The organism is Pseudomonas sp. UBA7500 (assembly GCF_002478435.1).
Lineage (GTDB): Bacteria > Pseudomonadota > Gammaproteobacteria > Pseudomonadales > Pseudomonadaceae > Aquipseudomonas > Aquipseudomonas palmensis.
The window spans coordinates 70,100-91,277 of the sequence record NZ_DLNW01000015.1; the positions used below are offsets into that span (position 1 = coordinate 70,100).

The window sequence follows — 21,178 nt, forward strand, 5'->3', positions numbered from 1 at the left end:
CCCTTTGCCTCGAGTTTTCCATGAGCCCTCGACACCCGCTGCTGCGCAGCCTGGCGATCTACCGCGAAATGCCCTGGCGTTTCGCCCTGGTCGCCGGGCTGTTCGTTTTCATCAACCTGGGGCTGGTCTGGCAGCAATGGCTGATCGGCCATGCGCTGAACGACGTGAGTGCCGGCGCCGCCGTGGTACGCCTGGCCGATGGCAGCCTGGATGCACGCCTGGCCTGGCACTGGTTCTGGCTGATAGCCGCGGTGGCGCTGGGCCGCGCGGTGTTGCAGTACGCCGCGGCCATCGGCTCGCTGGTGCTCGGCCAGGCGCTGCTTACGCGCCTGCGCGAGCGCCTGCTGGCCCAGGTGCAGGCCCTGCACCTGGGCTACCACTGGCAGCACGGCATGGGCGAGATGGTCACCCGCACCACCCGCGATGCGGACAAGGTGCGCGATGCGCTGATCAGCTTCTGGCGCCAACTGGTGGAAACCCCGTTGGTGGTGCTGGCCACCGTCGGCCTGCTGGCCTGGTACGACCCGTGGCTGGCCCTGGGGCCGCTGCTGCTGACCGTGCTCGGGCTGGGCATCTTCGTGCACCAGACCGAGCGCCTGGTGGCACTGGACCGGGCCGTGGGCGCCGCCTACGACCGGGTCAACCAGGACCTGGCCGAAGGCATCGGCGCGGTACGGGTGATCAAGTCGTTCGGCCTGCAGGCCCAGCGCATCGAGGGCTTTGCCGCGCAGGTGCAGGTGTTTGCCGGGCATGCACGCCAGGCGCTGGCCTACGCCAGCTCGCGCATACCGCTGCCGCAGGCGGTGGTGGCGCTGGGGCATGTGTGGATCCTGGTGGTCGGTGCGCAGCTGGTGGCCCAGGGGCGCATCGGCATCGGCGAGCTGGTGACCTCGCTGCTGATCGCCACCACCCTGGTGTTTCGCATCGAAGGCATCGGCCGGGTGATGCAGACCTTCGCCGACGCGCGCGCCTCGGCCGAGCGTATCTGGCAGTTGCTCGATGCGCCGGTACACATCGTCAGCGGTCAGCAGTCGCTGCCCCCGGGGCCGCTGGGCCTGAAGCTGGAGGCTGTCGGCGTGGCAGCGCCCGGCGGTGGGCAGGCGGTGCTCAGCCAGTGCTCGTTGCAGATAGAACCCGGCGAGGTGGTCGCGCTGGTGGGCGCCACCGGCACCGGCAAGAGCCTGCTGGCCAGCCTGCTGCCGCGCCTGACCGAGGCCGACCAGGGCCGCGTGCTGCTGGGCAGCGCTGCACGGGGCTGGCACGACGTGCGCACCCTGGCGCTGGATGAACTACGCCGGCGCGTGCATGTGCTGCCCCAGGAGAGCTTTCTGTTCGCCGACAGCCTGGCTGCCAACCTGCGCCTGGGTGCGCCCACGGCCAGCGACGCGCAACTGCTCGATGCACTGCGCCAGGCCAGCGCCGAGGACGTGCTGGCGCGCCTGCCCCAGGGCCTGGACACGCCGCTGGGCGACCGTGGCGTGACCCTCTCGGGCGGCCAGCGCCAGCGCCTGTGCCTGGCCCGCGCCCTGCTGGCGGCCCCCGACATCCTGTGCCTGGACGACGCCACCAGCGCGCTGGACGCGATCAGTGAACAGCGTGTGCTCGACACCCTGCGCCAGCGCCGCAGCGATGGGCATGCACCGACCCTGCTGCTGATCGCCAGCAAGCTGAGCACCGTGCAACTGGCCGACCGCGTGCTGCTGCTGAGCAGTACCGGCATTGCCGACAGCGGCAGCCATGCGCAGCTGCTGCACCGCAACCCGACCTACCGTGAACTGCTGGGGATCGAGCATGGCTAAGCCGCAAGCGGGCACTGCCCTGAGCGATATCGAAATAGAAGAATCACTGGCAAGAAAGGCCCTGGACCGCAGCATGTTCCGGCGCCTGCTGCCCCTGCTGCGCCCGGTGCGCCGGCAGATCGGCTGGGTGATCGGCCTGGAGCTGGTGCTGGTGTTCACCGTGTTCCTGCGCCCGTGGTTCGTGCGCGAGCTGCTCGATCACGGGCTGATCCATGACGGCAACGCCTGGCTGCTGGACCCGCCGCTGGTGCTGTGGCTGGGCGCGGGCCTGGCGGCAAGCTGGCTGGGGCGCTTCGTGCTGGCGGGGCTGTCGCAGTACATCGCCGGCAGCGCCGCGATCAGCGTGCTAAACGACCTGCGCGTGCGGGTGTTTGCGCACGTGCAGGCGCTGAGCGTGGGCTACTTCGACCGCACCCGCGCCGGGCGCATCATCTCGCGGGCCGACCGCGACGTGGACGCGCTTGAGCCGCTGCTGATCCAGGGCCCGCCCGAGCTGCTCGGCGCCCTGCTGCGCTGCAGCCTGGCGGCGGTGATGCTGTGGCTGATCGAGCCGCTGTTCTTCTTCAGCCTGATCGGCAGCGTGCCGTTGCTGCTGCTCGCCACCTGGGGCTTCAAGCGTATCGCCCAGCACAACTGGGCGAAGGTCGCGGAAAACCGCAGCCGCTTCACCGCCCATCTGGTGGAGAGCGTCAGCGGCGTGCGCCTGCTGCAGCAGACCGGCCGGCAGCAGACCAACCTGCAGCGTTACCAGGGCCTGCTGGACGACTTCAACCGCGCGCTGATTCTGGGCAGCCTGCGCTCGGGCTGGTTCGCGCCGTTCACCGCGCTGCTGGCCGCGATGGGCATGGCGGTGCTGGTGCTGGTGGGTGGCTACGGGCTGGCCGAGGGTTCGGTGACGGTAGGCCAGGTGGGTGAAAGCCTGTTCTACGTGATGCTGTTTCTGGGGCCGTTGCAGGAGCTGACCGACCTGTTCGAGCGCTATGCCACCGGTTCGGCTTCGGCGCAGCGGATCTTTCTGCTGCTGGACACCGCGCCGCAGATTCTCGACCCGCAGGTGCCCGTGGCGTTGCCCAGGGCGCGTGGCGAGGTGCGCTTCGAGCAGGTGCGCTTTGCCTATGAGCGTCAGGCGCCAACGCCGGTGATCGACGGGCTGGACCTGCACATACGGGCCGGCGAGGTGCTGGCATTGGTCGGGCCGTCGGGGCATGGCAAGAGCACGCTGGTGCAGTTGCTCACGCGCTTCTATGACGTGGACGGCGGCGCGGTGAAGCTCGATGGCATCGATGTTCGCCAGTTGAGCCAGCAGCAGTTGCGCCGGCACGTGGGTGTGGTGCTGCAGGACAACGTGCTGTTTGCCGGCAGCATCCTCGACAACCTGCGCCTGGCAGCACCGGGGGCGGACGATGCGACGCTGATCGCGGCGGCCCGCGAGCTGGGCGCCGATGAAGTGCTGGAGCGCCTGCCGCACCAGTACGCGACCCAGGTGGGGGCGCTGGGCGCGCACCTGAGCCATGGGCAGCGCCAGCTGGTGTGCCTGGTGCGGGCGTACCTGGCAGACCCCGCGGTGCTGGTGCTGGACGAAGCCACCTCGGCGGTGGACGTGCATACCGAGCGGCGCATCCAGCGGGCGTTGCGTCGGCTGTGCGAGGGGCGCACGGCGATCATCATCGCGCATCGGCTGGCGACCATTCGCGAGGCGGACCGCATCGTGGTGATCGGCCAGGGCCGCCTGGTGGAGCAAGGGCCGCATGCGCAGTTGCTGGCCAGGGGTGGGGCGTATGCGGCGCTGCATCGCAGCTATGCGCGGGCCGGTTAGGGCCAATCGCGGGTCAAGCCCGCTCCCACAGGGGGGCATTGCTCTGGTGCTGCAACCGCCGCACCCACTGCTGCTGCACTGCTGCCCTGGCAGCAGTGCAGTCGCCCACCCCCCGCAAAATCGGGCCCGCACCGCGTGGCATGACGGTTGCACCACCTCTGGCACATTCACCGAGGAACAGCCATGAGCACCGAATTCTTCTGGCGCCTACCCCTGGGCACCGACGGGCCGCAATTGAGCACCGACCGGCACAACCGTGGCAGCTTCAGCCACCAGCACGGCCATATCGCACCCGGCCGGCTGGCAGACGGCCGCCCCGACGGCTTCACCTATATCGACTACATCGCACAGGTGGCCAAGGCTGCCGAACTGGCCGGCTTCGAAGGCGCCCTGCTGCCCACCGGCCCCGAACCCTGGATCGTGGCCGCCGCACTGGCCCGCGAAACCCGCCGCCTGCGCTTTCTGATCGCCTTCCAGGCCGCCTGGACCCTGCCCGCCTATGCCGCACAGCAGGCCGCCATCCTGCAGCACCTGAGCCACGACCGCCTGGACTGGAACATCATCACCGGCGGCAACCCCGCCAGCCAGCGCGCCCAGGGCGACTTTCTCGACCACGACCAGCGCTACCGGCGCACCGGCGAATTTCTCGACATCATCGACGGCCTGTGGCGCAACGAGCACTTCAGCTACCAGGGCGAGGTCTATCAACTGGACAACGGCGCCCTGCCCGAGCACCTGGGCCATGTGCGCAAGCCGGGGGTGTACTTCTCCGGCTTCTCCGACCCGGCCCTGGACGTGGCTGCACGCCATGCCGACGTGTACCTGAACTGGGCCGAGCCGATCGAGCAGCTCAGGCCGCACATCGAGCGCGTGCGCGAGCTGGCCGACAGGCAGGGCCGCACGGTGCGCTTCGGCCTGCGCGTGGACCTGTTCGCCCGCGAAACCGAAGAGGCCGCCTGGCGCGACCTGCGCCGCCAGTTCGACAGGCTCGACGGCAGGCCCAGCGCCCTCTCCAGCACCTTCAGCACTGCCAGCGACTCGGTCGGCGGCGCCCGCCAGAGCGCCTATCACCAGAACATCCAGCGCTTCGACGACCTGATTCTGGGGCCAAACCTGTGGGCCGGTTTCGCCAAGGCCAAGCCCGGCCCCACCGTGGGCCTGGTGGGCAGCCACCAGAACATCGCCGAACGCCTGGCCGAGTACCGCGACGCCGGCTTCTCGACCTTCATCCTGGCCGGCAACCCGCACCTGGAAGAAGCCCTGCGCATCGGCCAGGAAGTGCTGCCGCTGGTGCAACAACAACCCATCAAGGACCCGATGCCCCTATGACCACCCCTCTCGATACCCTCTGGTACACCCACAGCCCGGTGCCGACCGGCCTTGGCATCGCCGTGCAGACCGGGCGCCTGGCCGAGGCGTTCCAGCCGCTGGGCACCTCGATCCAGTCGCTGCGCGAGTCCAGCGAGCGCGAAGTGCGCGAAGCCCACTACGACCATCACCTGCCCAACTCGGTGCGCCACGGCGGCAACATTCCGGCGATCTGGGCCTACGCCAGCGGCGTGCAGACCCGCGTGCTGGGGCTGAGCTGGGCCGATGAGGTGCAGTTGATCCTGACCACCGAGGACAGCGGCGTGAAAAGCGTGCGCGACCTCAAGAACCGCCGCTTCGGCCTGCCCAAGTGGGCCAACGTGCAGATCGACTTCACCCGCGCCCAGGCCCTGCGCGGGTTGGAAAACGCGCTCAGGCTCGAAGGCCTGGACGTGGCCGATGTGGAACTGGTGGACTACCCCTACGGCGGCACCCACAGCGACGAGCAGGTCACCCATGTGCATGGCGCCACGGTGACCCTGGGCATGAACCGGGTGAGCCGGCGCAACAACGAACTGATCGGGCTGCTGCGCGGCGACATCGACGCGATCTTCCTCAAGGGGGCCTCGGCCTTGCAACTGGCCCACGAGTTCGGTTTGCGGGTGGTGATCGACACCGGCTCGCACCCCGACCCGCTGATCCGTTCCAACAACGGCACGCCGCGCACCCTGACTGTTGACCTGAACCTGCTGCAACAGCATTTCGGCGCGTGCACGCGCATCGTCGACGTGGTGCTGCGTACCGAGCAGTGGGCCTGGGCCAACCCCGATGAAACCCGGCGCTACCTGGCGCGCGAGCTCAACACCAGCGAGTACTGGGTGGCGGCGGCGTATGGCGAGGACGCGCACCGGCGCCTGCGCACCACGCTGGACAGTCGCTCGATCGAGGCGCTGCAGGATTTCACCGATTTTCTGCATCGGTGGCATTTCATTGCGCGGCGCTTCGATGTGCGCGACTGGATCGATTTCAGTGTGCTGGAGGCGGTGATCGGGTCGACGTCGCGGGTGGCCACCTGATTGCTGGGGCTGCTTTGCAGCCCATCGCGGGTCAAGCCCGCTCCCACAGGATTCGCACGGTCCGTGTGGGAGCGGGCTTGACCCGCGATGCAAGGCGCCGCCTTGCCAACCGGTTGCTGCTGCAGCAGCAGGCATTCCACAGCCCCCTGCTGCACCACTAGCAACCCACCCCGAAACACCCGATAAAACCCATGTAAATCAACAGCTTGCAAACATGGCACAAACCCTGCTCTAGCCCCGTATCAGCCACACTCGGGGAGCCACACCATGCATCAGCTTCATCCACTGGCCAGGGGCATCGGCCTGGGCCTGCTGCTCGCAGGCACCAGCACCGCCCACGCCGACGACAGCACCACGCCGGCACTCAAGACCGTCACCGTCACCGCACAACACCGCGAAGAAACCCTGCAGGAAGTGCCGGTGGCGGTCAGCGCGGTCCAGGGCACCAGTATCACCGCCGACGGCGTGCGCGCCATGGGCGACATCACCACCTTCATCCCCAACGCCTCGGCCAAGAACCCCGATGGCGATGGCCGCCCGCGCTGGTACATCCGCGGCCTGGGCACCGGCGACACCGGCGCCGCCACGGTCTACCCGGTGGGCATCTATGCCGACGACGTCTACCTCAACGCACCCGTCGCCGGCGGCGGCCCGCTGTTCGACCTGGAGCGCATCGAGGTGCTGCGCGGCCCTCAGGGCACCCTGTACGGCAAGAACACCACGGCGGGGGCAGTCAACGTGATCTCGAAAAAGCCCACCTTCGACACCGACGGCTTCGGCACCATCGGCTTTGGCAGCAAGAACGAACGCATCCTCAACGGCGCCCTGGGCGGCACCCTGGTGGACGAACGCCTGGCCGGCCGGGTGTCGCTGTATTCCGAGGAGCGCGACGGCTTCACCCACAACCTGACCAACGACCAGACCTATGGCGACGTCAACAAGAAGGCCGTGCGCGTGCAGTTTCTGGCCAGGCTCAACCCGGACCTGGAGGCGCTGTGGAAGCTCCACGGGCGCCAGTTCAAGGGCGATGGCAGCAGCGGTTCGCTGCCGCTGGGCACCTATTACAACGTCGGCTACCAGCGCCCGCAGGGGCGGCGCATCGAGCTGAACGTGGACGAGCACTCCAAACTCGACCACGACGGCACCTCGCTGACCCTGAACTGGGACATCGGCGACTACCGGCTGACCTCCATCACCGCCTACGACTCTATCCGCCAGCAGTCGCTGACCGACGCCGACTACACCCCCTACGAGGTCAACGGCGCGAGCGACACCGACAACCGCTACGACCAGTACTCGCAGGAATTTCGCCTGGCCTCCCCGCAGCAGGAAACCCTGCGCTGGATGCTCGGCACCCATTACTTTCACGAAACCCTCGACAGCACCGACCGGCGTTTCGTGACCCCGGGCCCGACGCCAAACGGCACCGGCTCCAACCAGATCGGCGGGGTCGACCTGAGCAGCCTCGACTACACCCACAAGACCGACAGCTACGCGCTGTTCGGCAACCTGGCCTATGACCTGAGCGACAACTTCACCGTGACCGGCGGGCTGCGCTGGACCACCGAGAAAAAGAGCATCGACCTGGACCTGGCCCAGCTCACCCGCACCAGCGCCAACGGCCCGCTGGTGCCGCTGGGCGCTGCGGGTGCCAACGGCAACCGCGACGAGAGCAAGCGCTGGGACGCCTGGACCTACGATGTGACGCCCGAGTACCGCATCAACGACAACCTGCGGGTGTTCTTTCGCTATGCCCACGGCTTTCGCTCCGGCGGCTTCAACACCGGCCTGTCGAGCAACCTGGCGCAGCTGACCACGGTCGACCCGGAACAGCTCGATGCCTACGAGCTGGGCCTGAAATCGGAGTGGTTCGACCACCGCCTGACGGTCAACGCCAACCTGTTCTACTACGACTACCAGGACATCCAGGTCAACCTGCTGACGGTCAACAGCGGCGTGCTCACCACCGCGCTCACCAACGGGGCCAAGGGCAAGGTCAAGGGCGCGGAGCTGGAGATCGAGGGCCAGCCCACCGACTACCTGCACCTGCGCGCGGCGGTGTCGTTCCTGGACACCGAGTACACCGACTTCAAGAACGTCAACCCCACCACCGGCGAAGTGACCGCCGACTACACCGGCAACAGCTTCGTGCGCTCGCCGCGCAACGTGGTGTCGCTGGGCGCCGACTACACCATCCCGCTGGCGATCGGCGGCAAGCTGGTGGCCGGCGCCGACGTGAGTTTTCGCGACAAGGAATACTTTCTGGCCAACCGCCAGAGCAGCGCCGAGCCGACCCTCAGCCAGCCCCACTACACCCTGGCCAACAGCCGCCTGACCTGGTTCAGCGCGGATGAAAAGCTCAGCGTGACCGGCTTCGTCAACAACCTCACCGACCGCCGCTACCAGGTGCACGGCCGGCCCAACGGCCCCCAGGGCCAGTACGTGCTGACCTACGGCGACCCGCGCACGGTCGGCGTCAGCGTCACCAGCCGATTCTGATCGAACGCGCCGGCGGCAGGCTGCCGGCGCACTTCAACTGCCTTGCAAGGAGTACACCCCATGTTGCGTCCCACCCCCTTGGCCGGCGCCATCGCGCTGGTCATCGGCAGCGTTGCCGTGCCCGAATGCTCTGCCCAGGCCGCACCCGGCGCGGATGACAAGCTCGATACCGTGGTCGTGGTCGGCACCCGCCGCAGCGACGTCACCGCGCTGCAAAGCGCAGCCCCGGTGGATGTGCTGAGCGCCGAAAAGCTGCAGGACACCGGCGCCAGCGACCTGTCCGGTGCGCTGACCGCCCTGTCGCCCTCGTTCAGCTTCCCGCAGTCGCCCCAGGGCGCGTTCGCCGGCTCCATCGCCCAGGGCGCCTCGCTGCGCGGCCTGGCGTCGGACCAGGTGCTGGTGCTGGTCAACGGCAAGCGCCGCCATACCAGCGCCAACGTGACCCGCCAGGGCCTGGCCAACGGGCGTGGCGCAGCGGCCGTGGACCTGAGCCTGATCCCGCTCAGCGCGGTGTCGCGGGTGGAGATCCTGCGCGACGGCGCCGCCGCCCAGTACGGCTCGGACGCCATCGCCGGGGTGATCAACATCGTGCTCAAGGAGAACGACGACGGCGGCAACGTGGGCTATCGCTTCGGCGGCTATGACAAGGGCGACGGCCTGCAGCGCAAGCTCAGCGGCTGGAAGGGCCTGGCCCTGCCCAACGATGGCTTCCTGACCCTGAGCTTCGATGCCGGCAGCCAGGACCCGGCCAGCGACACCAACCCCGACAACCGGATCTTCTACCCCGGCAGCACCAGCACCGATACCCCGCGCGAGCAGAACAACCGCTACCGCACCTGGCGCTGGGGCTCGGGCAATGTCTCGGACCAGTACAACCTGGTGGCCAACAGCGAAATCGGCCTGGGCGAAGGGCTGACCGCCTATGGCTTTGCCACCTATGCGCACAAGAACACCGACGCCGACGGCTTCTTCGACCCGCCCACCACCCTGGCCCGCAACTACGGCAGCGATGCGCTGCGCCGCTACCCGGACGGGCGCCTGCCGGTCACCCGCTACAACCTGCAAGACTATGCCGTGACCGGCGGCCTGCGCTGGGAGGACGAAACCCTGGGCACGTTCGACCTGGCTGCCAACTACGGCAACGACACGTTGAAGTCCACCGACCGCAACGCCATCAACCCCAGCTGGGGCACGGCCAGCCCGTCGAGCATCTACACCGGCGAGCGCGAGAACCAACAGACCAACCTGACCCTGGACTGGGTGCGCGACTTCCCCACCGACCTGCTGGCCAGGCCGCTGACCCTGTCGGCGGGCCTGGCCTGGCGCAAGGAGAACTACCACCTGGGCGCCGGGGAGGCGGCCGGCTGGCAGAACGGGCCGCTGTTCGGCAGCCTGGACCCGGTCAGCGGGCGGCCGATCCCCGGTTACTACTCGGGCATCACCAACGTCGATGCCGCGTCGCTGGAGCGCAAGGTGTTCGGCGCCTATGTCGACCTCGAAGGGCAGCTCACCGACAAGTTCCAGGCCGGCGTGGCGCTGCGCTCGGAGCATTACTCGGACTTTGGCGACACCACCAACGGCAAGCTGTCGCTGCGCTACGACTTCACCCCGCAGATCGCCGCACGCGGCAGCCTCAGCACCGGCTACCGCGCCCCTTCACTGGTGCAGAGCGGGCTGTCCTCGTTCAGCGTGCAGGTGGTGGAGCAGCCACCTGGCAGCGGCAACTGGGTCGAGGTGCAGCAGCGCACCCTGCGTGCCGACAGCCCCGAGGCCGCGCTGCTGGGCGGGCGCGCGCTCAAGCCCGAAGAGTCGACCAACTACTCCCTGGGCCTGGTGTGGCGCCCGCTGGCCAACGCCTCGGTGACCGTGGACGCCTACCGCATCGACATCGACAACCGCATCACCCTGTCCGACCAGTTGCCGGCCAACGTGGTGGGGCCGATCTTCGCCGGTACGCCGTATGCCAACATCCAGAGTGCGGCGTTCTATACCAACATTGCCGACACTCGCACCGACGGCATCGAGCTGGCCGGCCAGTACCAGTGGGACCTGGCGCAGTACGGCCGGCTGGACCTGAACGCCGGCTTCGCCAAGACCCGCACGCGCATCACCGAACTGCGCGATGCCGGCGGCATTGCCGGCAACCAGATCGTCGGGCGCGCCACCCAGGGCCTGATCGAGCACGGCACCCCCGACACCAAGCTGACCCTCAGCGCCAACTGGCTGTACCAGAACTGGGGCGTGACCCTGACCCAGCGCCGCTACGGTGAATGGCAGAGCCTCAATGCCAGCAACCCCGACCTGGACCAGACCTTCAGCGCACAGTGGATCACCGACCTGGACCTCAGCTACCGCTTCGACCAGGGGCTGAAGGTCTCGGTGGGTGCGATCAACCTGTTCGACAGTCACCCCGACAAACTCGAAGGCCAGACCCTGTACGGGGTGCAGAAGTACTCGATCACCTCGCCCGAGGGCGCCCAGGGCGCGTTCTACTACACCAGCCTGAGTTACGACTTCTGAGTTTTGTCCGACAATAAAATTGAGCTGGATCAACGTTTGGCGTGATGTATGGCACTTAGCCTTCATCCACTGCGACAGCGCTTCTATAGTGTGGCGGGAACCACGTTCCCCCCACTCTAAGGAGCGTTCATGCTGCGCGTACTTTCACTGGAAAACCTCACCGTCACCCGCAAACTGGCACTGGGCTTCGGGCTGATGCTGGCCCTGGCGGTGTGGTTGGCCGCCACCGGCCTCAAGGGGTTGCACAACGACAAGACCTCGTTCGAGCGGATCAACCGACTGAGCACCCTGTTCGACGAAACGGTGTTTGCCCGCGAGGCCAACTACCAGTACGCGCTGGCGCCCCAGGCCGCCCACCTGGACACCCACCAGACCCACCAGCAGGCCTTGCACAGCGCACTGAACGCGGTGCTCGAGGACGTGCAGCGCGGCGCCTGGCCCGCCGAAGACCTGCAGACCGTGCAGCAACTGGCCGACGGCCTGCAGGGCTACATCACCACCCACCAGGCCGCCCTGGCTCTGGACCCGCCCGACAGCGCCCGGGTGGTGCAGGCCAACGCCCTGCTGGCCGACCTGCAGGGCAGCATCAACGTGCTGTACAAGAAGGAAGAGGAGCGCGCTGCCGCCAGCGTGGCCACGGTGGTCTCGATTCTGCTGGGCGTGACCGTCGCGACCCTGGTGCTGGGCACCCTGATCGCCTGGCTGATCGGCCGGCAGATCGTGCGCCCGCTGCGCCAGAGCCTGGAGGCGGCCGAGCGCATCGCCCACGGCGACCTCACCGTGCAGCTGGACAGCCATCGGCGTGACGAACTGGGCCAGCTGCTGCGCGCCATCGGCGACATGAGCCAGCGTCTGCGCGAGGTGATCACGCGCATTGGTCACGGCTCCTCGCAACTGGCGGTATCGGCCAGCCAGCTGGCCACCATCACCACCCAGACCCAGGCCGGCACCGACAGCCAGCGCAGCGACACCGACCGGGTCGCCACCGCCATGAACCAGATGACCTCGATGGTGCAGGCCGTGGCACGCAACTCCGAAGACGCGGCCCAGGCGGCCCGCCAGGCCGACGAGGAAGCCAGCGGCGCCTCGGGCATCTCGCGCAATGCCATCGTGCAGATCGAGGCGCTGGCCGGCGAGGTCGGGGTGTCGGCCGAGTCGATGAGCCGCCTGCACCAGGAAATCGACCGTATCGCCAGCGTGCTCGGGGTGATCAAGGCCGTGGCCGGGCAGACCAACCTGCTGGCGCTCAATGCCGCCATCGAGGCGGCACGTGCCGGCGAGGCCGGGCGCGGCTTCGCGGTGGTGGCCGACGAGGTGCGCAGCCTGGCCCAGCGTACCCAGCAGTCTTCCGAGGAGATCGAGCACCTGATCGGCGAGTTGCAGCGCATTGCCAACGAGAGTACGCAGATCATGCAGTCCAGCGTGGAGCAGACCCAGTCGACCGTGACCGGGGTGCGCAACACCGGCGATGCGCTGGCGGCGATCACCCGGCAGGTCTCGGACATCCAGCAGATGAGCCTGCGCATCGCCAGCGCCGCCGAAGAACAGACCACGGTGGTCGAGGAAATCACCCGCAACGTGCTGCATGTGCGCGAAACCGCCGACCAGTCGGCACTGGCCAGCAGCGAGATCGCCAGCTCCAGCGTCGAACTGGCGCGCCTGGGCAGCGACCTGCAGAGCCTGGTGGTGCATTTTCGCACCTGACGGCTCGCGGCACGGGCTGCGGCGCAGGGCGCGGGCAGGTGAAGGGGGAAAACGGATTGACTCCGTTTCCTGGCTGACCCAAGCTTGCCCCACCCCGCCTGCCCGGATGCCGCATGTCAAAACCGCGCCTCTATACCCTGCTCAGCCTGCTCGTGCTGCTCGTCATCGGGCTGGGCTACGGCTGGCTGGGTGACGCCCCGGCCCCCGCGCCGGCCCCCAGCCATGGCTACACCAAGGCGCTGACCATGGCCCATGAAGGGCAGCCGGGGGCGGCGCGGGTGCTGTACCAGCAACTGGCGCGCGCCGACCTGTCGGGCATTCGCCGCGCCAGCCTGCATGCCGAGCTGCCCAACTACCCTTCGCCGCTGGCGCTGAAGCTGGCCGACCAGGACCTGAGCCACGACGACCCGCTGGTGCGCCGCGCGGCGATCGCCAGCATCAGCGCGCTGGTGCCGGCGCCGCAGCGCAGCGTGCTGCTGGGGCCGATGCTCGAAGACCCCGAGCAGAGCGTGCGCTTTGCCGCGGTCGATGCGCTGCTGGGGCTGGGCCCGGACGATGTCGGCCTGTACTACGGCCCGCTGCAGCAGGCACTGGAGCAGTACCAGCAGGCCTTGCTCAAGCAGCTCGACGATGCCGCCGCCCAGGTGCACCTGGCCCGGCTGTACGTGCACGAGGGCCATGACGACGAGGCGGCGCAGGCACTGGAGCGAGCGCTGGCGCTGGCCCCCGACGACCTCGAGGCACTGGCGGCCAAGGTGCGCCTGCTCGACAGCCAGGGCCACGCCGATGCCTCCCGCGAGCTGCTGGCCCAGGCGCTCAAGCGCCACCCCGACTCGGCCTTCCTGCAACACGAGCTGGGCCTGTGGCTGATGCGCCACGACCAGCACGAATACGCGCTGCTGGCGTTCGACCGGGCCCTGGCGCTGGACCCGGACAACGCCGAGTATCGCTATACCCTGGCGTTGACCCTGCACAGCCTGGAGCAGGTCGAGGTGGCGCAGAAGCAGCTCGAAACCCTGCTCGCCCGCCAGCCGGCCAACCGCAAGGCGCGGGTGCTGCTGATCGGCTACTGGAAAGAGACCGGCCAGCTGCAGAACGTGCAGGTGCTGCTGGCCCAGCTGGAGCAGCAGAACCCGGACGATCCGCTGGTGCAGCAAGGCCTCTGAGGCCCCTCGTCCGGGCTCCCGCAAGCGTTTTGAACCCCGCCGAAAGTGGCGTGTCCAGTGATAGTGCATGGATAAAAAGGCAATCGCCTGGCTGTGCGTTATCAAAGGAGATCGCCCGTGAACAATTCGGTGCCAAACGGCGAACGCGCACTGATACTTGCCCCGCCCACCCTCAGCCGCCTGGCGCTGAACCTGTTCGACGAAGCCGGCATACAGGCGCTGGCCACCCGCGACCTGGACGAGATGGCCGATGCCCTGGGACAGGGTGCGGGGCTGGCCATCATCGCCGACGAGTCCCTGGGCGGCTTCGTGCAGTCGCCCGTGCACAACTACCTGCGTACCCAGCCCGCCTGGTCGGACCTGCCGGTGGTGCTGCTGACCAGCCCGGCCCGGGCGCCGGACGCCGACCTGCACACGGCGCTGGGCAACCTGTTCCTGCTGGCATGCCCGTTCCAGCCCAGCGGCCTGCTGGCCCTGACCCACGCTTCGCTGCGCGCACGCCGTCGCCAGTACCAGGCCCAGTACAGCGCGGCCCGCCTGCAGGACCTGGAGCAACGGGTGGAAGAGCAACTGCGCCACCTGCGCGAAGACGAACAACAGCTGCGCCACACGCAGAAGATGGAAGCCATCGGCCAGTTGGCCGGCGGTGTGGCCCACGACTTCAACAACCTGCTTACCGGCATCGGCGGCAGCGTGGAGCTGATCCGCCGGCGCCTTGCCCAGGGCCGCCAGGAAGACCTGCCCAAGCTTATCGACATGAGCCTGGGGGCGGTGCAGCGCGCCGCCAGCATGACCCATCGGCTGCTGGCATTCTCCAGCCGTCAGCCGCTGGATGCGGGCCCGGTCAGCCTGGCCAGCCTGCTGGACGGCGACCAGCTGCGCGCCCTGCTGACCCCGCAGATCGACCTGCAGGTCAGCCTCGACGCCGACCTGTGGCACATCGAGGTGGACGCGCAGCAGTTGCGCGAAGCCATCGACAACCTGCTGAGCAATGCCCGTGATGCCATGCCCAACGGCGGTGAGCTGCGCATCCACGCCGGCAACCGTCGCCAGGGCAAGCCGTTGCCTGGCGGGCATCCGCTGGCCAGCGGCGACTATGTGCTGCTGAGCGTGCACGACAACGGCTGCGGCATGCCGCAAAGCAGCGTGGACCGCGCCTTCGATCCCTTCTTCACCACCAAGCCCATCGGCCAGGGCACCGGGCTGGGCCTGTCGATGGTGTATGGCTTCAGTCGCCAGTCACAGGGGCACGTGGCGCTGTACAGCAGCATCGGCCATGGCACCCAGGTCGAGCTCTACCTGCCGCGTCATGTGGGGGATGTACAGGGCGCGCCAGCGCCCGCCCCCGGCCCGCCGCCGGAGGCCAATGGCAGCAACCGCGTGCTGATCGTGGAAGACGACCACACGGTGCGCCAGCTGGTCCACGAGACCCTCGCCGAGCAGGGCTACCAGTGCTGCGAGGTGGCCGACGCCAGCCTGGCACTGTCGGTTCTGCGCTCCGACCGGCCGATCGACCTGCTGATCAGCGATGTGGGGCTGCCGGGGATGAACGGGCGCCAGCTGGCGGAGATCGCGCGCAAGCTGCGCCCGGGGCTGAAGGTGCTGTTCATCACCGGCTACGCTGAAAACGCCACCTCGTGCCGGGGCTTTCTCGACCCGGGCATGCAGATGATCAACAAGCCATTCAAGTTCACCCAGCTGACGCGCAAGGTGGCGCAGATGCTCGGCCCGGGCAACGCCCCATGAGCCTGCCCCAGCCCCCGCCGGTGGCCGGCCGGCAGGTCACCGAGCACGCCGTGCGGGTGCTTACGGTGAATGTGCACAAGGGCTTCAGCGCGTTCAACCGGCGTTATGTGCTGCCCGAGCTACGCGAGGCCGTGCGCAGCCAGGACGCCGACCTGGTGTTTCTGCAGGAGGTGCTGGGCAGCCACCGTGGCCATGCCAGCCGCCACCCGGACTGGTCCCACGTGCCGCAGTACGAGTTCCTGGCCGACAGCCTGTGGCCGCAGTACGCCTACGGGCGCAACGCGGTGTACCCGGACGGCGAGCACGGCAATGCGCTGCTGTCCAAGTTCGCCATCCGGCATTACGAAAACCTCGATGTGAGCGTGACCGGCAGCGAGCGCCGCGGCCTGCTCCACGCCGTGCTCGATGTACCCGGCCAGCGTCCGCTGCACACCGTGTGCGCGCACCTGGGGCTGGACGAGCGCCAGCGCGTCAAGCAGTTGCGCCTGCTGTGCCGGCTGCTGGACAGCCTGCCCGCCGAGGCGCCGGTGATCGTGGCGGGCGACTTCAATGACTGGCGCCAGCGCGCCGACCAGCACCTGGCCGGCTGCGGCCTGGTGGAGGTGTTCACCCAGGCCCACGGGCGCCCCGCACGCAGCTTTCCGGCGCGCTGGCCACTGCTGTGCCTGGACCGTATCTATGTGCGCAACGCCCAGGCCCGGCAACCCCGGGTGATGGGGCGCAAACCCTGGTCGCACCTGTCAGACCACTTGCCGCTGTTCGTGGAGGTACTGCTATGAAGGCCGACTGGCGCGAGGATAACGAGGTGCAATTGCTGATCAATGGCGAGGCGTACTTCCCGGCCGCCTTCGAGGCGATTGCCAATGCCAGGGAGCAGGTGCTGCTGGAGACCTTCATCATTTTCGAGGACAAGGTCGGCAAGCAGCTGCAACAGGTATTGATCGAGGCAGCGCAACGCGGCGTGCAGGTGGAGGTGCTGGTGGACGGTTATGGCACCGCCGACCTGAGCAGCGCCTTTCTGCTGGCGCTGAGCCAGGCCGGTGTGCACCTGCAGGCGTTCGACCCGAGCCCGCGGCGGCTGGGGCTGCGCACCAACCTGTTCCGCCGCCTGCACCGCAAGATCCTGGTGATCGACGGGCACACTGCCTTTGTCGGCGGAATCAACTACAGCGCCGACCACCTGGCCGACTTCGGGCCGATGGCCAAGCAGGACTACGCCGTGCGGGTACGGGGGCCGATCGTGGCCGACCTGCAGCAGGCCACCCTGACCCTGCTCGACGCCCAGCGCGCCCGCCCTGTGCGGCCCCGGGGCTGGTGGCGCCGGGCGCCGCCGATCAGTGCCGACAGCGTGCAGGCGCGCATGTGCCTGTGCATCCGCGACAACGCCGAGCACCCCACCGACATCGAGCAGCACTACATGCGCGCCATCGTCACCGCGCGCGAACGGATCATCATCGCCAACGCCTATTTCTTCCCCGGCTACCGGATGCTGCGGGCCCTGCGCAATGCGGCCCGGCGTGGCGTGGACGTCACCCTGATCCTGCAGGGCATGCCCGACATGCCGCTGGTGCGGCTGTGCTCGCGCATGCTCTACAACTACCTGCTGCGCGACGGCGTGCGCATTCACGAGTACTGCGAGCGCCCGCTGCACGGCAAGGTCGCGGTGGTGGACCGCGAGTGGTCCACGGTGGGGTCGAGCAACCTCGACCCGCTAAGCCTGTCGCTGAACCTCGAGGCCAACCTGGTGATCCGCGACCAGGCCTTCAACCAGCTGCTGGGCGAGCACCTGCAGGCGCTGGCCAACAGCCAATGCAAGCCGGTGAGCCTGCAACGGGTGCTGCGCGGCTACTGGTGGCGCGCACCGCTGATCTTCATGGCGTTCCACTTCACCCGGCTGTTCCCGGCCATCGTCGGCTGGCTGCCTGCACACCAGCCCCGGCTCAAGCCGCTGCAGCCGCCAGCGGCGCTGCAGGAGCCGCTGTCATGAAGCTTTCCGGCACACACTGGCAATGGGCGCGCCGGGCCCTGACCCTGGCGTTCTTCATCCTGATACCGACATTGCTGTTCATGTTGCTGCGCAACCAGGACTGGGGCGAGGTGCGTCACGCCCTGGTGTCCTACCCGCCCGGGGTGTTGCTGCTGGGCGGGGCGATTGCGGCGTGCAGTTTCGTGCTGTTCAGCTGCTATGACCTGCTGGGGCGGCGCTACACCGGCCACCAGCTGCCGGCGCGCCAGGTCGTGCCGCTGGCCTTCGTGTGCTACGCGTTCAACCTGAACCTGAGTGCCTGGGTGGGCGGGGTTGCCCTGCGCTATCGCCTGTATTCGCGCCTGGGGCTGGATGTACCGACCATCAGCCGCCTGCTCGGGCTGGGCCTGGTGACCAACTGGCTGGGCTACCTGCTGGTGGCCGGCAGCCTGTTCGCCTGTGGCCTGCCGCGCCTGCCGGCGGGGATGGAGATCGGCACCGGCGGGCTGCGCGTGATCGGTGTGCTGATGCTGCTGGCCGCTGCGGCCTACCTGGGCGCCTGCGCGTTCGCCAGGCGCCGCAGCTGGCAGGTGCGCGGGCAGGTGCTCACGCTGCCGGGCATCCGCCTGGCACTGCTGCAGGCCGTCATGGGGGCATGCAACTGGCTGCTGATGGGGCTGGTGATCTACACCCTGCTGCCGGACAAGGTGGGCTACCCGAGCATCGTCGGGGTGCTGATGATCAGCAGCATTGCCGGGGTGATCACGCATATTCCGGCAGGCCTGGGGGTGCTGGAGACGGTGTTCATCACCCTGCTGCAGGGCCAGTACGCCAAGGGCACCCTGCTGGCGGCGCTGATTGCCTACCGCGTACTGTACTTTCTGCTGCCGCTGCTGGTGGCCTGCGTCGTCTACCTGCTGCTGGAGCGCGTGGCCAGTCAGGCCGCCGGCGTGCCGGCCCCCGGCCCGCGCGACTCGGCGCGCTGAAGCATGGCCTTGACCTTGCGCTGCAGGCGGTCCAGCGGGAAGGGCTTGGTCAGCAGTTCCACCCCCGCCTCGAGGGTGTCGCGCTGGGCGATGGCTTCGTCGGTGTAGCCGGTGATGAACAGTATGTTCTGCTGCGGGTTGTGCCGGCGCACCTCGCTGGCCACCTGGCGCCCACTGAAACCGCCGGGCAGGCCGATGTCGGTGATCAGCAGGTCGACCGGCGGGCCGGCCAGGCACGCCGCCAGGCCTGAACGGCCATCCACGGCCTCGATCACGTCGTAGCCTTCCTGTTGCAGCACCTCCTTGATCAGCATGCGCAGGGTCGGTTCGTCATCGATCAGCAGGATCCGCCCCTTGCCCGGCACGCTGGCCTTGGCCGGCACCGGTACGCTGGCCGCAGACTGGCTGTCGGCGCCACAGTAGCGTGGTAGCACCAGCCTGATGCGGGTGCCGCCGGTATCGGACGCCTCGATCCACACCCGCCCGCCCGACTGACGCACGAAACCGTACACCATCGACAGGCCCAGGCCGGTGCCCTGGCCCACGGGCTTGGTGGTGAAGAAGGGTTCGAAGGCGCGCTCCATCACCTGGGGGCTCATGCCCTGGCCGTCGTCCTCTACCGTCAGCGAGCAATAGTCGCCAGGGGGCAGGCCGTCCCTGCCTGCGACCCGGGCATCGTAGCGTTCATTGCCGGTACTGATGGTCAGGCGCCCGCCGGCGCGCATCGCATCGCGTGCGTTGATGCACAGGTTGAGCAAGGCGTTTTCCAGCTGGTTGGCGTCCACCAGGGTGCGCCACAGCTGCGGCTCGACCTTCAGCTGCAGGGCGATGTCCGGGCCCAGGGTCTGGCGGATCAGGGCGTCCATGCCGTGCACCAGGGCATTGAGGTCTGCCGGGCGCGGGTCGAGGGGCTGGCGCCGGGCGAACGCCAGCAGGCGGTGGGTGAGCACCGCCGCGCGCTGGGACGCCTCCTTGGCGGCGGCGATGTAGCGATCCAGGCCGTCCAGCTGGCCACTGCCGATACGCCGCTCGATCATTTCCAGGCTGCCGCTGATGCCGGTCAGCAGGTTGTTGAAGTCGTGTGCCATGCCGGCGGTCAACTGGCCCACGGCATCCATCTTCTGGCTCTGGCGCAGCAGTTCCTCGGCTTGCACCAGGGCCGCGGCGCGCTCCTGGTCCAGGGTGATGTCGTGGCCGATGGCGGTATAGATGCCGGTGCTGGGCACGATCGACCAGTTGAACCAGCGGTAGTGGCCGTCGCGGTGACGGTAGCGGCACTTGAAGCCCTGCACGGTCTGCCCGGCCCGCAGTTGCTGGTGCACCGCTTCGATGCCCGGCCGGTCGTCGACATGGCACAGCTCCAGCACCGGCCTGCCGATGAACGAATCGTCCCAGCCCAGCAGCTCGCGACCGCAGGCATTGATGGCGTAGATCTGCAGGTCTTCGCGCACCAGCATCATGATGTCGCTGGACAGCTCCCAGATGCGCTCGTGGTCTGCGGTCTGCTCCATGATCTTCTGTTCGAAGGCATCGGCGCGTTCGCGCCACACCTGCTCGTTTCTGACCGTCTCGGTGGTTTCGAACACGGTGTTCAGAAAGCCCGCCACCTGGCCGGACTCGTCGCGCACCGGGCTGTAGCAAAAGGTGAAGTACGCCCGCTCCACATCCCCGTTGCGGTCGGTATCGAGCGCGAAGTTTTCCATGAACACCGCTTCGCCGGCGTAGGCCCGCTGCGCCAGGGCGCTGATATCGTCCCACACGTCGCTCCAGATCACGCTCAGCGGCTTGCCCAGCGGCGCCGGCTTGGCGCCGAGCAAGGGCACGAACGCGTCGTTGTGGATGCTGATCAGCTCGGGGCCCCACACCAAGCAACCCGGAAACTTGGAAGCCAGCAGCATGTCCACGGCGATGCGCAGCGAAGCCTGCCATTGCGGCGCCGGCCCCAGGGCGGTGCGGCTCCAGTCGAACTGGCGTACCGCATCGCTCATGCCGCCCGACAGGTTCGGGGCCGCTTCAGAGTGGGGGGTGTGCATGATCGGGTGCGCTTCCTTGGGGCTCAAGGCTCGGACTGCTCGCCGATATCTTCGTTCCAGAGCTGGGGGTGGTCCTCGATGAATCCGCGCATCAGGCCGGTGCAGGTGGCGTCATGCAGCACCTGCAGGTTCACGCCACGGCTCTGCAGCAGGGCCTCCTCGCCCAGGAAGGTGTGGTGCTCGCCGATCACCACCTGCTTGATGCCGTACAGCAGGATGGCGCCGCTGCACATGGCGCAGGGTGACAGGGTGGTATAGAGGGTGGCGTCGGCGTACACGCTGGCCGGCTGGCGCCCGGCATCTTCGAGCGCGCTCATTTCACCATGCAGTATCGCGCTGCCCTGTTGCACCCGGCGGTTGTGGCCGCGTCCGATGATCCTGCCCTGGTGCACGATCACCGAGCCGATGGGAATGCCACCTTCTGCCAGGCTCTTCCGCGCTTCGTCGATGGCGGCCTGCATGAACGGATCGGTGTGTGTGGACATGATGGCGGTGACTCCTGTGACAGCGGCTGTATGGGTGGAAACTAGCACAACGCCCTGGGCGATGGCGGGTTTTG

General features: G+C 68.2%; 14 protein-coding genes. 12 read left to right on the forward strand and 2 right to left on the reverse strand.

Going from position 1 to position 21,178, the window contains the following annotated elements:
- Positions 1 to 20: 20 nt before the first annotated feature.
- The 12 genes from B4I46_RS07565 (at position 21) to B4I46_RS07620 (ending at position 18,586) form a co-directional block, all read left to right on the forward strand.
- Positions 21 to 1,799 carry an ABC transporter ATP-binding protein gene (locus B4I46_RS07565; RefSeq protein ID WP_286899396.1) on the forward strand — a complete coding sequence of 593 codons (1,779 nt, stop codon included), beginning with the start codon at positions 21 to 23 and terminating at the stop codon, positions 1,797 to 1,799.
- Positions 1,792 to 3,615 carry an ABC transporter ATP-binding protein gene (locus B4I46_RS07570; protein WP_286899398.1) on the forward strand — a complete coding sequence of 608 codons (1,824 nt, stop codon included), beginning with the start codon at positions 1,792 to 1,794 and terminating at the stop codon, positions 3,613 to 3,615. Before B4I46_RS07565 ends, B4I46_RS07570 begins: the two co-directional genes overlap by 8 nt.
- Positions 3,616 to 3,798: 183 nt before the next feature.
- Entirely contained in the window at positions 3,799 to 4,944 is a 1,146-nt protein-coding gene (locus tag B4I46_RS07575; RefSeq protein ID WP_058540679.1) for an LLM class flavin-dependent oxidoreductase, read from the forward strand.
- On the forward strand, positions 4,941 to 5,999 hold the full coding sequence (locus tag B4I46_RS07580; protein WP_043862916.1) for an ABC transporter substrate-binding protein: 1,059 nt from the start codon (positions 4,941 to 4,943) through the stop codon (positions 5,997 to 5,999). The genes B4I46_RS07575 and B4I46_RS07580 overlap by 4 nt, the downstream gene beginning before the upstream one ends.
- A gap of 267 nt (positions 6,000 to 6,266) precedes the next feature.
- A complete protein-coding gene (locus B4I46_RS07585) occupies positions 6,267 to 8,498 on the forward strand; it encodes a TonB-dependent receptor (RefSeq protein ID WP_286899404.1) in 2,232 nt (743 codons plus the stop codon).
- A gap of 60 nt (positions 8,499 to 8,558) precedes the next feature.
- Positions 8,559 to 11,018, forward strand: coding sequence for a TonB-dependent receptor plug domain-containing protein (locus B4I46_RS07590; protein ID WP_210014756.1), 2,460 nt, complete (start codon positions 8,559 to 8,561; stop codon positions 11,016 to 11,018).
- A 129-nt stretch (positions 11,019 to 11,147) separates the two neighbouring features.
- On the forward strand, positions 11,148 to 12,722 hold the full coding sequence (locus tag B4I46_RS07595) for a methyl-accepting chemotaxis protein (RefSeq protein WP_043862919.1): 1,575 nt from the start codon (positions 11,148 to 11,150) through the stop codon (positions 12,720 to 12,722).
- A gap of 113 nt (positions 12,723 to 12,835) precedes the next feature.
- A complete protein-coding gene (locus B4I46_RS07600) occupies positions 12,836 to 13,888 on the forward strand; it encodes a tetratricopeptide repeat protein (RefSeq protein ID WP_054915374.1) in 1,053 nt (350 codons plus the stop codon).
- 117 nt (positions 13,889 to 14,005) lie between these two features.
- On the forward strand, positions 14,006 to 15,634 hold the full coding sequence (locus tag B4I46_RS07605; protein WP_088515376.1) for a response regulator: 1,629 nt from the start codon (positions 14,006 to 14,008) through the stop codon (positions 15,632 to 15,634).
- A complete protein-coding gene (locus B4I46_RS07610; protein ID WP_043862922.1) occupies positions 15,631 to 16,413 on the forward strand; it encodes an endonuclease/exonuclease/phosphatase family protein in 783 nt (260 codons plus the stop codon). Before B4I46_RS07605 ends, B4I46_RS07610 begins: the two co-directional genes overlap by 4 nt.
- Positions 16,410 to 17,621 (forward strand): cardiolipin synthase ClsB, encoded by a 1,212-nt coding sequence (clsB, locus tag B4I46_RS07615; protein ID WP_286899410.1) that lies wholly within the window; start codon positions 16,410 to 16,412, stop codon positions 17,619 to 17,621. Before B4I46_RS07610 ends, clsB begins: the two co-directional genes overlap by 4 nt.
- Positions 17,618 to 18,586: a lysylphosphatidylglycerol synthase domain-containing protein gene (locus B4I46_RS07620; protein ID WP_286899413.1), complete on the forward strand. Its 969-nt coding sequence runs from the start codon at positions 17,618 to 17,620 to the stop codon at positions 18,584 to 18,586. Before clsB ends, B4I46_RS07620 begins: the two co-directional genes overlap by 4 nt.
- On the opposite strand, the gene B4I46_RS07625 is transcribed toward B4I46_RS07620, so the two are convergent.
- Positions 18,538 to 20,619, reverse strand: a complete 2,082-nt coding sequence (locus tag B4I46_RS07625) for an ATP-binding protein (protein ID WP_286899415.1) — start codon at positions 20,617 to 20,619, stop codon at positions 18,538 to 18,540. The two genes, B4I46_RS07620 and B4I46_RS07625, sit on opposite strands and share 49 nt — an antisense overlap.
- Positions 20,620 to 20,642: 23 nt before the next feature.
- Positions 20,643 to 21,104 carry a nucleoside deaminase gene (locus B4I46_RS07630; RefSeq protein ID WP_236176895.1) on the reverse strand — a complete coding sequence of 154 codons (462 nt, stop codon included), beginning with the start codon at positions 21,102 to 21,104 and terminating at the stop codon, positions 20,643 to 20,645.
- Between the last annotated feature and the right edge of the window lie 74 nt (positions 21,105 to 21,178).